This window comes from Nitrosococcus wardiae (assembly GCF_004421105.1).
Taxonomy (GTDB): Bacteria; Pseudomonadota; Gammaproteobacteria; order Nitrosococcales; family Nitrosococcaceae; genus Nitrosococcus; species Nitrosococcus wardiae.
This window is the reverse complement of record NZ_CP038033.1, coordinates 3,819,371-3,832,469: the sequence shown is the minus strand read 5'-3', so window position 1 is coordinate 3,832,469 and position 13,099 is coordinate 3,819,371. Positions and strand designations below refer to the sequence as shown.

The 13,099-nt window shown below is 49.4% G+C and carries 16 protein-coding genes and 1 pseudogene; 11 read left to right on the top strand and 6 right to left on the bottom strand.

Going from position 1 to position 13,099, the window contains the following annotated elements; genetic code table 11:
* Positions 1-546: 546 nt before the first annotated feature.
* Entirely contained in the window at positions 547-750 is a 204-nt protein-coding gene (locus E3U44_RS18060) for a type II toxin-antitoxin system HicB family antitoxin (protein ID WP_134359445.1), read from the top strand.
* On the top strand, positions 747-974 hold the full coding sequence (locus E3U44_RS18055) for a type II toxin-antitoxin system HicA family toxin (protein WP_134359444.1): 228 nt from the start codon (positions 747-749) through the stop codon (positions 972-974). The genes E3U44_RS18060 and E3U44_RS18055 overlap by 4 nt, the downstream gene beginning before the upstream one ends.
* Positions 975-1,034: 60 nt before the next feature.
* On the opposite strand, the gene E3U44_RS18050 is transcribed toward E3U44_RS18055, so the two are convergent.
* Positions 1,035-1,625: an ORF6C domain-containing protein gene (locus tag E3U44_RS18050; RefSeq protein ID WP_166805118.1), complete on the bottom strand. Its 591-nt coding sequence runs from the start codon at positions 1,623-1,625 to the stop codon at positions 1,035-1,037.
* Between the two features lie 17 nt (positions 1,626-1,642).
* Positions 1,643-1,948, bottom strand: a pseudogene (locus tag E3U44_RS20735) (BRO-N domain-containing protein); the annotation flags it as partial.
* Positions 1,949-2,349: 401 nt separating this feature from the next.
* On the opposite strand from E3U44_RS20735, the gene E3U44_RS18040 reads away from it, so the two are divergent.
* From E3U44_RS18040 to E3U44_RS18030, 4 genes are all read left to right on the top strand, one after another.
* On the top strand, positions 2,350-2,766 hold the full coding sequence (locus E3U44_RS18040; RefSeq protein ID WP_134359442.1) for a TIR domain-containing protein: 417 nt from the start codon (positions 2,350-2,352) through the stop codon (positions 2,764-2,766).
* Between the two features lie 7 nt (positions 2,767-2,773).
* The gene (locus tag E3U44_RS18035) at positions 2,774-3,700 is read left to right on the top strand and encodes a caspase family protein (protein ID WP_134359441.1); all 927 of its coding nucleotides are present in this window, start codon (positions 2,774-2,776) and stop codon (positions 3,698-3,700) included.
* A 320-nt stretch (positions 3,701-4,020) separates the two neighbouring features.
* Positions 4,021-4,584, top strand: a complete 564-nt coding sequence (locus E3U44_RS19730) for a hypothetical protein (RefSeq protein ID WP_206054842.1) — start codon at positions 4,021-4,023, stop codon at positions 4,582-4,584.
* Positions 4,547-5,650 (top strand): AIPR family protein, encoded by a 1,104-nt coding sequence (locus tag E3U44_RS18030; RefSeq protein ID WP_206054841.1) that lies wholly within the window; start codon positions 4,547-4,549, stop codon positions 5,648-5,650. Before E3U44_RS19730 ends, E3U44_RS18030 begins: the two co-directional genes overlap by 38 nt.
* Before the next feature lie 237 nt (positions 5,651-5,887).
* Here E3U44_RS18030 and E3U44_RS18025 read toward each other — a convergent pair whose 3' ends face one another.
* The 3 genes from E3U44_RS18025 to E3U44_RS18015 are packed head-to-tail and all read right to left on the bottom strand — an operon-like array spanning position 5,888 to position 6,593.
* Complete coding sequence (locus E3U44_RS18025; RefSeq protein ID WP_134359440.1) at positions 5,888-6,106, bottom strand: hypothetical protein; 219 nt, start codon at positions 6,104-6,106, stop codon at positions 5,888-5,890.
* Positions 6,107-6,153: 47 nt separating this feature from the next.
* Entirely contained in the window at positions 6,154-6,381 is a 228-nt protein-coding gene (locus tag E3U44_RS18020; protein ID WP_134359439.1) for a DUF4258 domain-containing protein, read from the bottom strand.
* Positions 6,378-6,593 (bottom strand): type II toxin-antitoxin system HicB family antitoxin, encoded by a 216-nt coding sequence (locus E3U44_RS18015; protein WP_134359438.1) that lies wholly within the window; start codon positions 6,591-6,593, stop codon positions 6,378-6,380. Before E3U44_RS18015 ends, E3U44_RS18020 begins: the two co-directional genes overlap by 4 nt.
* A 220-nt stretch (positions 6,594-6,813) precedes the next feature.
* On the opposite strand from E3U44_RS18015, the gene nhaA reads away from it, so the two are divergent.
* On the top strand, positions 6,814-8,142 hold the full coding sequence (nhaA, locus tag E3U44_RS18010; RefSeq protein WP_134359437.1) for a Na+/H+ antiporter NhaA: 1,329 nt from the start codon (positions 6,814-6,816) through the stop codon (positions 8,140-8,142).
* Positions 8,143-8,367: 225 nt separating this feature from the next.
* Here the strand turns inward: nhaA and E3U44_RS18005 are convergent, their stop codons facing one another.
* Entirely contained in the window at positions 8,368-9,093 is a 726-nt protein-coding gene (locus E3U44_RS18005; protein WP_134359436.1) for a response regulator transcription factor, read from the bottom strand.
* Positions 9,094-10,076: 983 nt separating this feature from the next.
* Here E3U44_RS18005 and E3U44_RS18000 point away from each other — a divergent pair.
* The 4 genes from E3U44_RS18000 to E3U44_RS17985 all read left to right on the top strand — a co-directional run bounded on the left by E3U44_RS18000 (position 10,077) and on the right by E3U44_RS17985 (position 13,053).
* Complete coding sequence (locus E3U44_RS18000; RefSeq protein WP_134359435.1) at positions 10,077-10,484, top strand: IS630 transposase-related protein; 408 nt, start codon at positions 10,077-10,079, stop codon at positions 10,482-10,484.
* Positions 10,465-11,028 carry a transposase gene (locus E3U44_RS17995; protein ID WP_134359434.1) on the top strand — a complete coding sequence of 188 codons (564 nt, stop codon included), beginning with the start codon at positions 10,465-10,467 and terminating at the stop codon, positions 11,026-11,028. The genes E3U44_RS18000 and E3U44_RS17995 overlap by 20 nt, the downstream gene beginning before the upstream one ends.
* A gap of 134 nt (positions 11,029-11,162) precedes the next feature.
* Positions 11,163-12,338 (top strand): type I restriction enzyme subunit R domain-containing protein, encoded by a 1,176-nt coding sequence (locus E3U44_RS17990; protein WP_134359433.1) that lies wholly within the window; start codon positions 11,163-11,165, stop codon positions 12,336-12,338.
* Positions 12,328-13,053, top strand: a complete 726-nt coding sequence (locus E3U44_RS17985; protein WP_134359432.1) for a M48 family metallopeptidase — start codon at positions 12,328-12,330, stop codon at positions 13,051-13,053. Before E3U44_RS17990 ends, E3U44_RS17985 begins: the two co-directional genes overlap by 11 nt.
* The last annotated feature ends 46 nt before the right edge of the window (positions 13,054-13,099 follow it).

The following is a 13,099-nucleotide window of genomic DNA, read 5'->3' as shown; positions in this document are numbered from 1 at the left end:
CGTTGTATCAATAGCTTAGGAATAACCAACAGCTGGGGATTATCATCTGTAGCCAAATTTTTTATTGGTTTTAATTAATAGGGAGTACGTTGGCATTTTCTTGTAGATTTTACGAGAGTGTCTCGACTGCTTGTTGGTGATATATAAAGTTTTTGGTGATTATATTCTGGAATGGGTTTGAGTAGATAAAAGGTGAGGGCCACCAGAAACACTTCATTGCGCAGATAGAAGAGGAAAGTGGCGGCCCTCAAAAGGGAAACGCTTTTTAAATTTATAGAAAACAATAGACGCTGAGGGCTCAAATTTTTGAGAACTCGTTCACATTTTGGCTGATTGCTTGATGGCATTAGCCCCGCCACCTTAGCAGCGGGGGCGTTTTGATGATTTCTACTTCTCCTCCTCTTCCTCCTCGCTCAGCAGCCTTTTCAATTCTTGAATCTCCAGCGGAAGGATTGCTTGGCCCTTAATCTTAGCTCGCTAGTGCTTATAAATAAGATAAGGGCTGGTAATATGATGCAGTGCTCGTGAGTGTCTATGGAGGATGGTATGAAATTGACGGTTATTCTTGAACCCAGCGAGGAAGGGGGTTACACCGTATACGTTCCCAGTCTTCCTGGCTGTATTAGCGAAGGTGACAGCAAAGAGGAAGCGCTACTCAATATTAAAGAGGCTATCGAACTTTACCTTGAGCCTGTGGAAGATGATATGGACTACGGCCCGGACTCGGAAATTGCAGAAGTCGCTCTATGAGCAAGGTTCCGAGCCTGCCCTATGAGAAGGTGGTCGCCGCGCTGAAAAGAGACGGTTGGGTGGTTGTCCGTCAGCGGGGAAGTCATATTCGGCTCCAGAAACATACACGTACCGAGATATTGAAACTCACAGTGCCGGCACATCGGCCAATCAAGCGCTCTACCCTATCGCATATTCTCAAACAGGCCGATCTCTCTGTGGAGGCGTTTCAGGATTTGCTGTAGCTCAATCAGGCGGGGTGCCCATCAGCCAGACACCCCTGCCTATGGTGATTAATTCAAGAACTACTCCTCCTCTTCGCTCAATAACCTCTCTAACTCCTGAATCTCCAGCGGGATGGCGCTGAAACGCCGCTCGAAGAACCCTGTCTCTAGCTCCATCACGGCGGACTTGAACGCTGAGGCGGCTTCCTGGATATCATTGAGGATTGCCCTGGCTTGTTCGTAGCGGCTGGCGGGAATTTTGGCCGCGGACTCGGCAAAGAGCTTTTCCCGTAGCGTCGCCCAGGCGGTCCATTGGGCGGCGTTTTGGTAGTGGAAGCACGCGCCAATCAGATAGACCAGGCGCTTGAGTTCGTAGTATTGGGTGTGGGAAATGGCTTTCTCGGTGGTTTGGCGCTTTCCTGTTCTGATTTCCATCCCCGTCACATAGAGGATGGCTTCGGTGAGTTGGGTGCGGGGTAGTTGGCTGTAGCGGGCCACCCGGAATTTACGATGAACCCGGCTCCAGATTTCGGCGAGGACTTTGCCTTGAAGCTCGCCATATCCCTCCGCCCGTTTGTGGACGATTTCAGAGAGGGTTTGCTGTTCGGAGGGGGTGAGGGTTTCTTCTGCATTGTTTGGCAGTTGTGCGGTGTACTGATCGAGGATATCCAATCGAGGATATCCAATACCCAGCGGCGGAATTCAGCGGCCAGTTTAGTGCGGGCGAACATGCCGATAAGGTGAGCGCCCCGTAGGGAGAAGATGCGGACTAATTTCTCGCTATTACCGGCACCAAACCCCTTGACCCTCAATTTGGTGGTCAAGGTCATCGAGTCAGTAAATTCGTCTTTATTCCGAGTGTAAATTTCCGTTACCTTGTCGGCACGGCTGTAACCTAATGCTTGAGCAATTTCAGCAGCGGTAAGCCAGGGTTGGCCATCGCGGATGACGGGATGAAAGGTAGTATTACGAAAGGTGAGTGCTGTTGCGGTCATGGCAATATCCTGTAATAGCGGGTTATCTTTCCGCTTCCCCAATGCCAATTAGGGCGGGCGGAACCGTACGGGTTGGCATACCGGCCTACAGGAAACCGGCGCTCCCGAAGGAGCCCCGCACGGCTCGCCCATAAAGGGTTGCCATGCGCCGGACACAAAAAAACCGCACTGGTGGCGGTATGTCCGCCTGTAGATCTCGGGATGCCAAGCCCGGCAACGGATTTTGCCGTTGCGCTTTTAAAACTAGCGGAAAGTAGGGGGTATGTCAACTCAAGGATGGAGGAGAGGTGTCGATGACTTCCTGAATTAGCTTGTTTTTAGCATAAAAAGCGTCGTTTAGGACGTCTACTTTCTAGATCGGGATAACACAGGATAACACCGCTAATTAAGGAGAGAAATTTATGCCTCAGGTAAAAATATATCGGTTATTTATTAGCCACTCATGGGCATATGGTGATGCATATGACAAGTTGGTTTCATTCTTCAAAAAGCACTCGAACTTTCAATGGGTAGACTATTCTGTGCCAAAGAATGATCCAATCCATAATGCTCCTAACGATAAGGCACTATACGAGGCAATCAAGAATCAGATGAGATTCGCAAATTGTGTTGTGATATTGGCTGGTGTATATAGCACATATTCAAAATGGATAAACAAGGAAATTGAAATAGCAAAACAGGTCTTTTCAAAGCCGCTAATCGCAATTGAACCTTGGGTGTCGGAAAAAACATCAAAAATCGTCAAAGATAATGCCGATTCCATTGTTAAATGGCAAAGCTCATCAATTGTAAATGCAATTCGAAATCATTCAGTTTAGGTGGCATGTGAAAAAAGCATTAGTTATTGGAATTGATTATTACGAAAGAGTTGGCCGTTTACATGGATGTGTAAACGATGCGTATGCCGTAAAAAATGTACTTGAAAGACATGGAGACGGTTCGCCTAACTTTGGAGTTAATGCAATTGTCGCATCAGATGCAGCATCGAAAATAGAAAGAAGGCAATTTAAAGATATGATCATCGAACTATTTAAAGATGATGCTGATATTGCCCTCTTTTACTTTTCTGGGCATGGATATATCGAATCAACAGGTGGGTATCTAATTACATCAGAATGCACTGATGGAGACGATGGATTTTCAATGGATGAACTTCTTACTATTGCAAATTCCTCCCAAGCAAAAAACAAAGTTGTTATTTTAGACTGCTGTCACTCTGGAATGGCCGGAAGTCCAGCAAACACTCAGGATAAGGCTTTCTTAAGTGAAGGTGTAACAATTCTCACAGCATCGGCAAGGGATCAGTATTCACTCGAATCGGGTGGGTCTGGTGTTTTCACCACATTATTTGTTGATGCTTTGAATGGTAGCGCCGCAAATCTTGTTGGCGATATTACACCAGGTAGTGTTTATGCTCATATCGACCAATCCCTTGGGCCTTGGGAACAAAGACCAATTTTCAAGACAAACGTTAAGAGATTTATATCGTTACGAGAGGTACAGCCACCAATAGCACTGGAAGAATTAAGGCAGATAGATAAGCTATTTCCTGACCCAACATATAACTTCCCACTTGATCCAAGCTTTGAACCTACTGCTGATGTGCCAAATGAGCAGAATACCGAAACTTTTTCATTGCTACAGAAGTACAACCGTATAAATCTAGTGAAACCAATAGATGAAGAGCATATGTATTATGCAGCAATGAATTCTACTGGCTGCAAGCTAACTGTGCTCGGCGCACATTATTAGAATTTGGTACGCAAGAAGTTGATCTAACGATCACATGCACGTCCTTGAGGTCCATCCCAGTGGTCAACAGGCGCCTCAAAAAGGATCAAGCCTTGTCTGTTGCTACCTAAATATCAAACCCCCAGAGAAGCACTGAATAAAGCCAGCCATTCACCTCGTGGGGATCCAAGGGGTATCTGCGCTGCTACACCCCAAGCTGCTTGCAATCAGGAGGATGTCAACTGCCTTGGAGAGTTAAGGGGGATGGTAGAATGTGGATAGGTAAGCATGTTTGAGTTTGTAAAAAATCTACTTAATATTAGATATAATGTGAGGACAGTATGAGCATTCTTCATGTACAACAAATTCAGCGTAAAATTGAAGAGCTTTTTTCTGTCCTAGTTGATAATAGTGATATCTCGAGAACGGACTTAGCACGAGATAAAAAAATACTGACCCGTTGCTTAGCAGCGTACGCGGTGTACACCACAGTAGATTGTTCTATGAAAGAAGCCGCGGCTGCAGTCACTGATGGAGCAGACGATAATGGTATTGATGCGATTTTTTATTCGCCCATTCAAAATCAATTAATTATTGTACAATCCAAATGGATGCAGTCGGGATCCGGAGAACCTGATAGCGCTGGTGTTAGCAAATTTTGCGATGGGGTCAAGGACCTATTTAATTTAGCCTTTGACCGCTTTAACTATAAAGTCAATAATAATAGGGCAGCGATAGAACGTGCACTTGGGGAGTACGATACGCGGTATCTTCTGATTTTGGCTGACACTGGCGATCGCGAGCTTTCCGTTCACGCACAACGTCGAATAGATGATTTGCTCAAATCAGGGGCGCCTCCATTCTTCCTTGGCATTGTCGGTAGCGTCAGATCCAATAGACGTTGAGATGGGACTCAGCCAGTGGGGCAGAATGGAACAGCCGCACATGGCTTATTACGGTATGCTCGCTGGAGAAGAAGTAGCGCAATGGTGGATGAAGTATGGTCGCCGGCTGTTTGAGCGCAACATTCGACAAGTATTAGGTCCCACGGACGTCAATGAAGAGATTCGTCAAACGCTTGCAACCAATCCTTCAAACTTTTGGTATTTCAACAACGGAATCACCATTGTAGCCAATCGAGTACAAAAATCTATGGTAGGGGGTAGTAGCCGAGGACAAGGAATCTTCTCTCTTCAAGGTGCTCAAATTGTGAACGGCGCACAGACTGTAAGTTCCATCGGAAGATACTACGAAAGCGGTGGTGACGGACTGGACGAAGTATGGCTTAGCGCCCGAGTTATTTCTTTGGAAGAGGCACCCGCGGGATTTGGCCTGCAAGTAACCCGCAATAACAACCGTCAAAACAGGATTGCGAGTCGAGACTTTGTTTCCCAGGATCAGGAGCAGATTCGAATCAAAACCGAGTTGGCAATTGATGGCATTGAATATAATATTGTTCGTTCCGAAACCTTTAAGAGTTCAGCAAAATCATTTGACTTGCAAGAAGCAACAGTAGCATTAGCATGCGGTACCGGAGATGCGGTATACGCGGTACAAGCGAAAAGGGAAATCGGTAAATTCTACGAGGATTTATCTGGAAATCTGTACCGACGGCTCTTCAACACTGGTGTTGTAGGAGTTTACGTTTACAATATGGTCCGCATAGTACGTATTGTTGACGAATTCTTGGAAAATGAAATACGTAAGCTGCAGAAAAAAAGCGGTCGTTGGTACGGGTTGCTGGTGCATGGAAATCGTATGGTGGCTATGCTGGTAATCCTAAAGTTAGGATTAGAGACTAAAGCAAAGGACTCGGAATTCAAGCCTGATCAGGATCAGATTAAAGAATCGGCGGGGGATGTAACAGGGATAGTCTTCCATTATTTAGAAAATAATTATCCAGATAGTATGTTAGGCACTTTATTTAAGAACGCCGGCAAGTGCAAGAACTTAGTAAGAAATTGTGCCTAGCATTGAGGCTCATGGTTATCAATTGCGTGTGGCCAACTCGCCGGCGTTCAAATGCTCAGCTCCGATATACCCCAATCTGATTGCAAATATTCACGGAAACAATCCTTGCCTACTGCCACTTGTGGTTTACGGCAATATCCAGCTCACGAGCCGCACTTTAACCACCATTCCTGCCTCAGGTAAGTATCAAGTTCCTAGGGAAGCACTGAACAAGACCCTTCCCGATAATTATTTAGTCTATTGATGTGCCACGGGCCGAAGCTCATAGATTCGGCCATATCGCGAGGCCAAAGCTAAATCACCTCGACGGAGCGCACCGCGTGCATCATCCAGCTTGTAGGCGTCATCCACACTAAGATAGGGAGACCACTCACTCTCATCCTCTATCAGTTCGACGTCTACTTCGGCCACGTACCGCCCTTCATGCACGTATTTGGTTTTCTTTCGCCGTTTCATCGTAATTATTACACTGGACAATTATTGAACTTGTGTAAGTATTATAGCTATTGTCTCTGCAGGAAGCTTTCATCCCACCGCTCCGGATCCGGCCGGTACGCTGTGACCAAAACGGCTGGTTTGCCATATCCTTTCGGGATACCCCACACCACATGAACGGGCTGACCTGAGCGGTCTTTCTGCAATAGCAGGGCACATGGGCCCTTTGGATAATCCGGATATTCTTCCACAACTACTATAAGCTTCTTGCCTGTGATGCTAGGGAGCTTACTCATGCATTAACTGTCACCCGCTGAACCCCGACAAAGTTAAGCGGCTCGGGTGGTATGCCTTCAACTTCTAGGCAAAGCTCGATGGCCTCACGGATACGTTCCATAAGCGTATCCAGTGATTTTGCTTGCGTATGACAACCTGGTAACGAAGGCACGGAGGCTATGAAATAGCCTTCCTCATCGCGTTCAATAATGACATCAAACTGAAGGGCCATAAGCTATACCTCAACAAATCTTGCCGTTGCAGGGCTAGAAGTAGCGGAAAGTAGGGGGGTTGTCAACTGCCTTGGAGAATTAAGGATAATGGTAAGATTAATATAATCAAAAAGCAGGCGAAAATCCTGGTTCAGCAAAATTAGGCGGATCAGCTTGAAATATACCCGTAGTGATCTGCAGAAAATTTTACAATGGAATATTTTCCAGTAGCAGCAAATTATGAATGAAGAACAGCAAGCAGGTACAGGAAGCCCTCGTCTTCCTGCAGAGCTCATTGATTGGCTGACTAAGCCAATTGGGCGATTTTTGTACATTGAGGCTGCTGCTGGCTTAGTTCTTCTACTGTTTACTATTGTTGCGTTGGTGCTATCCAATTCACCATGGAGCCATCCTTTCTTGGGGGTTTGGGAAACACCGGTGGGTATTCAGATTGGTTCGCTGGAATTCACCCGCTCTCTACGTGAATGGATCAATGAGGCTTTAATGACCTTGTTTTTTTTTCTTATCGCCCTAGAACTCAAGCGGGAACTGGTGCTTGGCGAATTGCGACGTCCCCGGATGGCTGCGTTGCCCATCGCGGCTGCTTTGGGTGGTATGTTCGTGCCTGCTGTCCTCTACTTAATATTACAGCTAGGCCAGCCTGGTCAAAATGGTTGGGGCACAGTGATGGCAACCGACACCGCGTTTGTCATTGGGTGTCTGGCGCTACTGGGATCGCGTATTCCTCAGAGTCTGCGCGTGTTTATGCTGTCGTTGGCAATTGTGGATGACATTGGTGCTATTCTGGTGGTGGCTATTGGCTATGGTGGTCACCTCCGTTGGGAAGCGCTCGCTTTGGCCGTAGTGGGTATCGCCCTCGTACGCGGAATAGCTCTGCTTGGCGTACGCAACATTATGATCTATTTCCTTGTAGGTGGCCTGATTTGGCTTGCGGTGGATGCATCTGGGATTCATGCAACCGTTACCGGAGTGATCCTCGGCCTAATGACACCGGTCAGCACATGGGTAAGCGATAAGCGTTTGCGTGCTATTTTAGATCAGGTTGTGGCGTATCCACCCGGTGAACACTGGAGTGGTGACTCTGAGGATCGCAAGGCATTACGAATGGCGGAGGTTGCGGCGCGTGAAGCGCTGTCGCCAGTTGAGCGGCTTGAGATGATATTGCACCCCTGGGTTGGATTCGTGATCATGCCGCTTTTTGCATTTGCCAACGCTGGGGTGCCGATATCTTTCGCTGACCTTGGAAACTCTGTCACCGTGGCTGTGTTTGTGGGATTTGCGCTTGGCAAACCGGTGGGAGTTTTTGTCTTTAGTTGGTTAGCGGTGCGTACCGGCATTGCAATACGTCCTCCGGATCTTGATTGGATGTTTCTGGCCGCCGGCGGTCTACTCGCTGGCATCGGCTTCACGATGGCGCTGTTTATTGCCAACCTGGCTTTCAGTTCCAGCCTAATCAACGCCGCCAAATTAGGCATCTTGTCAGCATCGGTTTTTTCCGCGGCAGCGGGTATTGCGCTGTTGAGTAGATGGGCGCTTCGTGGCAAGTAATCTAGGGATCAAGCCTTGCCACTTGCGGGTTTGCGCTAATACCCGGCTTATAAACCACTTGTAATCACCATTCCTGTATCAGGCTAAATATCAGGCTCCCAGAGAAGTACTGAGGAAGCCTACCCTGGCCGACAGGCCAAAAAAAGACGGCAAGGGAAACCTCCCATGACCGCCAGAGGGCATCGGCACTGACTTGTGCCGGAAGAAGGGAACCCACCACTCTCCCTAAGAGGCACGGTCTTTTGTTGGGGGGAACTCTTGAAGCCTTTCTCTCTGAGAAAGCATAAGGTTAATGAGCTCGGCGCAATTTCTGGCCTGGAGTTTTTTCATCACCTGCGCCCGATGGATTTCCACGGTTTTGGAACTAATGTTCCACTCAAAGGCCATCTGCTTGTTCAGTTTGCCCGCTATCATCCCTTCCATGACTTCCCATTCACGCCGGGTTAACTGGGCCAGCCGAGCGGCGATTTCCGCCTCTTTTTTTTGTGCGATTTGGTTTTTCAAGGCTTGGGCGAGACAGGTTCCAAGGCGCATCTCAAGTAATTCGGTGCCATCGAAGGGCTGGATAATAAAGTCCACGGCCCCCGCCTGCATGGCCTGGACGGCTTCAGGGACCGTCGCTTCTGCTGAGATGAAGAGCAGCGGAAGGCGACTATCCCGATGCTGGAGTTGTTGCTGCAGTAGTAAGCCGCCCATATGAGGGACGTGCACATCGAGCAGCAGGCAACCGGGGAGGGTGGGGTCAAAGTCCGCTAAAAATGCTTCAGCCGTGGTATAGATAGAACAGGGGGCGCCCAGGGATTCACTGATTCGGCGTAGCGCCTGGTTCATCCCGTTATCGCCACTAACAATAAAGACAGTGGCCGGTAGACTCACAGCTTCCGGGGCATCGGCCAAGCCCCGTCGGTACTGAGTAAGGTCGATGATGGGTTTTGGATAGGACTCGCTCATGGAACACCTCCGCGCTAAGGTGAAGTTTGACTGAAGGGATTAAAAGCCGCCTCTTACTAGCCGGAGCGGAGGTGAGTGTGCGCGGTAGTGAGCGGGGCGATAACGGGCCCACCCTGACTGCAGAGCACGTGGGAGAGGCCACTCCAGGCATGCCTCTCTAATAACATTACAGTCTCCTTAGCTGATAAAGTATTCGGTGCCTCAGGACCGGCTGTGCTTACTTTATCAATTAGAGCCCTTAAATCCCATTTTTTGATACCAGGCCCACTCGTTTTCCCCAATATCTTGGGAGGAAACCTCTAGGAGGCTACTCTTTATTAGGGGGGTTTGCAATATTTACTAATAAAGTAAAGCCCAACAAATTTTGATGTACCTGATAATGAGTGAGATAAAGGAAGCGTGGATGACCCCGTGACTGATTTGGGAGAATGTGCGCGGCCAACTCATCCAGGCCGGGGAGGGCATACTGCCTTTCTGGCCACACTCCCGATAGTCTTGCAGAGCGCCAGTGGAGAGGAAGGGAGTGTCAACCATCGCTCCTCGAACGAGCCAAAAAAATTCCAAATATTGCGCCAAATGCTTTTGTAACCTATTGATTTATAAGATTTAGTGTCGAAGGTGATATTTGGCAAAATAGCAGCTTAAGCAGTTGATTTATTAGGGTTTTCCTCACAGTCTCTTAATCAGTAGGTTCAAGGTTCGAGTCCTTGATGGCCCACCAAGGAAATCAAAGGCTTACCATTATGTGGTAGGCCTTTTTTATTTTCTGGGTATACTTTGGCGGGTTTCGTTAAAGAAAGGGGTAGCCGTGACGATTATCCCAGAAGCTGATAATTGACCGTTTATCTGCAAAATGTCCTCTATGCCCTCTTTGGTTCCTCCCTAGTCTGTTAAGCGTGCACTGTATAGCAATTCCCGTTTTCATTAGGCACAATATTAAAATAGCTTGTTTTCTTCAACCCGATTGAAGGGGTTTAAATGCGATGCCTGCGCCGTATTCATTAGACCTACGCCAAAAAGTCATTGAAGCCTATGCGAACAAAGAAGGATCAATCCGTCAGTTAGCGCAACGGTTTAAACTCTCGAAGAACACGGTCAGCGGTTTTCTGAGGCGCTTTCGGGAGACGGGGACGGTCCATCCCAAGCGCCGAGAAGGGGTGGGGCATCCGGCAAAAATTGATGAGCCAAGGGCCCAGTATTTGACCGAGGTTCTCCAGGGAGCGCCCGATCTCACGCTCCACGAATTGTGCCAGCGATTTGAAGCCCGCTTTGGTGAAACGATAAGCACCTCGGCCATGGATCGAGGGCTGAAAAAGCACCGGATCACTCGAAAAAAAAACGTTCTACGATCCCAAAAAACACACGCCCCGGGTGAAACAACGCTGGCTTGAGTATTGGGTCGAAGTGAGCCTGTGTTCCCCCGAAGACTTCATTGTGCTCGAGGAAACCGGAGCGGTGTTGAATCTGACCCCGGCGTATGGCCGGGCCCCTCAAGGGCAAAGAGCCTATGGAAAAAAACCGACGACCCAAGGCGAACGCATTAGCACCATCGGGGCCCTATCCAGGGACGGAGTCCTGCCTGCGATGTGTTTTGAAGGCACGCTCAATGGCCCGGTTTTCCTCTATGATGTCGAGCATTTCCTCTGGCCTCACCTCCACGAAGGGAAGGTGGTCATTTTAGACAATGCCGCCGCTCACCGAGATGAAGAGGCGATTGAGCGAATCGAGCAGACCGGCGCCAAAGTGGTCTTTTTACCGCCCTATCCTCCTGAACTCAATCCCATTGAATACGCCTGGTCCAAGCTAAAACATGTCCTAAAGAAAAAAGCCGCCCGGACAAAAGAGCCACTTTATCACGCCCTCAGCGAAGCGCTCACGCTAATTTCCCCCCAAGACTGTCAAGCCTATTTTAAACATTGCAGACTCTGTCCCTAACTTAAGCGAGAACCGCTATATTAGGCTGGGAACACCGACTAACGGTAGCCACATCTCTATGCATTTTCTTCAGTTGTTCTTCCCCCTATCATCCCTCTTAAGCAGTTAACTTTCCAAGTCGTGTGGACAAGCTCTTGACCGGCTTCGACGCCCCCTCGGCCATCTATCTTTATATTGACAAAAAGATGCAGGACCATGGCCTGTTCCAGGCCATCTGCCGGGTGAACCGGCTGGATGGGGAGGACAAGGAATACGGCTATATCATCGATTACAAGGACCTGTTCAAGTCCTTGGAGGGGGCCATTGGCGACTACACCGGCGGCGCCCTGGAGGGCTATGACCGGGCGGATGTGGCGGGCCTGCTGGAAAATCGCCTGGAGAAGGGGCGGGAACGACTAGAAGAAGCCCGGGAGGCGGTTAAGGCCCTTTGTGAACCGGTAGCGCCTCCCAAAGACACGGGGGCTTATCTGCATTATTTCTGCGCCGCTGATACTCTTGACCAGGCGGCCCTCAAGGACAACGAGCCCAAGCGGATCGCCCTCTACAAAGCCGTATCTGCTCTGGTGCGGGCCTTTGCCAATCTGGCCAACGAGATGCCGGACGCAGGTTACCGCAATACTGAAATCGAGGCCATTCGGCAAGAGGTGGACCACTACGAGAAAGTCCGCCATGAGGTGAAGCTTGGCAGCGGCGACTACGTGGACATGAAAGTATTCGAGCCCGCCATGCGCCATCTGCTGGATACCTATCTCCAGGCCGAGGACAGTGAAGTGATTTCCGCTTTCGATGATCTGGGCCTGGTGGAGCTGATTGTGGAGCAGGGGCTAGGGGCCTTGGATAAGCTGCCCAAAGGGATTCGCGACAACCCCGAGGCCATGGCCGAAACCATCGAGCACAACGTGCGCAAGTTGATTATCGATGAGCAGCCGGTGAATCCCAAATATTACGAGAAAATGTCCCAATTGCTGGATGCTTTGATTCAGGAGCGCAAGGCCCAGGCGTTGGCATACCAGGAATATCTTAAAAAGCTGGTGGAACTGTCCGGCAAAGTGAAAAAGCCTACCGCGACTACCGCCTATCCCACCTCCCTGAACACCCCGGCCAGGCGGGCCCTTTACGATAATCTTGACTACAATGAGGCATTGGCGGTCAAGATCGACACCGCGGTGCGCTACACTAAGAAGGACGACTGGCGGGGCAACCGCTTCAAGGAGCGGGAAGTGGAAAACGCTATTCGGGAAGAACTCGGCGAGTATGCAATGAAAACACCCGAGATCTTTGAACTGGTGAAAAATCAGCGTGAATACTAAACGCCATTTTATTGAGGTCAGCGGCCTTCGGGTGGAAGTGGTCCGCAAGGCCATCAAAAATCTGCACCTGGGCGTCTATCCGCCGGTTGGCCGGGTCCGGGTAGCGGCGCCCCTGCGAGTGGATGACGAGGCTGTTCGCCTGGCGGTGATCTCTAAGCTAGGTTGGATTCGTCGCCAGCAGGCCCGTTTTCTCGAGCAGCCGCGCCAGTCCCCGCGGCAGATGGTCACCGGCGAAAGCCACTACTTTCAGGGGCGGCGCTATCGTCTCCACGTTGTCGAGGAAAATGCTGCCCCTAGGGTGCAGTTAAAAGGGAATACCGCCCTGGAATTGTACGTGCGGCCTGGGAGCGATGCCACCAAGCGCCGAGCGATTCTCAATGAATGGTATCGCCGGGAGCTGAAAGCCTTAGTGCCGAATCTCATTATCCAGTGGGAACCGGTGATAGGCGTTCAGGTGGCCGAATGGGGTGTAAAAAAAATGAAGACTAAATGGGGGACTTGCAATATCGCTGCGCGGCGGGTTTGGCTTAACCTGGACCTGGCTAAGCACCCCTTCCGGTGCCTGGAGTATATCCTTGTTCATGAGATGGTACATCTGCTGGAGCGATACCATAACGACCGCTTTCGGCATTTGATGGACCAATTTCTTCCCTCCTGGCGCCTGCGGCATGAGGAGTTGAACCAAGGGCCATTGGCCCATGAACATTGGGATTAGGAGTAAGGTCAGGCGCTGGATACGGGATCGGAGCTCCTGTTTCTAC

Excerpts from the sequence above, each read along its gene's own strand:
- E3U44_RS18000 (WP_134359435.1), top strand. The coding sequence starts at position 10,077 with ATGCCTGCGCCGTATTCATTAGACCTACGCCAAAAAGTCATTGAAGCC.
- E3U44_RS18005 (WP_134359436.1), bottom strand. The coding sequence starts at position 9,093 with ATGAGCGAGTCCTATCCAAAACCCATCATCGACCTTACTCAGTACCGA.
- E3U44_RS18060 (WP_134359445.1), top strand. The coding sequence starts at position 547 with ATGAAATTGACGGTTATTCTTGAACCCAGCGAGGAAGGGGGTTACACC.
- E3U44_RS18025 (WP_134359440.1), bottom strand. The coding sequence starts at position 6,106 with ATGAAACGGCGAAAGAAAACCAAATACGTGCATGAAGGGCGGTACGTG.
- E3U44_RS18015 (WP_134359438.1), bottom strand. The coding sequence starts at position 6,593 with ATGGCCCTTCAGTTTGATGTCATTATTGAACGCGATGAGGAAGGCTAT.
- nhaA (WP_134359437.1), top strand. The coding sequence starts at position 6,814 with ATGAATGAAGAACAGCAAGCAGGTACAGGAAGCCCTCGTCTTCCTGCA.
- E3U44_RS18055 (WP_134359444.1), top strand. The coding sequence starts at position 747 with ATGAGCAAGGTTCCGAGCCTGCCCTATGAGAAGGTGGTCGCCGCGCTG.
- E3U44_RS19730 (WP_206054842.1), top strand. The coding sequence starts at position 4,021 with ATGAGCATTCTTCATGTACAACAAATTCAGCGTAAAATTGAAGAGCTT.
- E3U44_RS18020 (WP_134359439.1), bottom strand. The coding sequence starts at position 6,381 with ATGAGTAAGCTCCCTAGCATCACAGGCAAGAAGCTTATAGTAGTTGTG.
- E3U44_RS18040 (WP_134359442.1), top strand. The coding sequence starts at position 2,350 with ATGCCTCAGGTAAAAATATATCGGTTATTTATTAGCCACTCATGGGCA.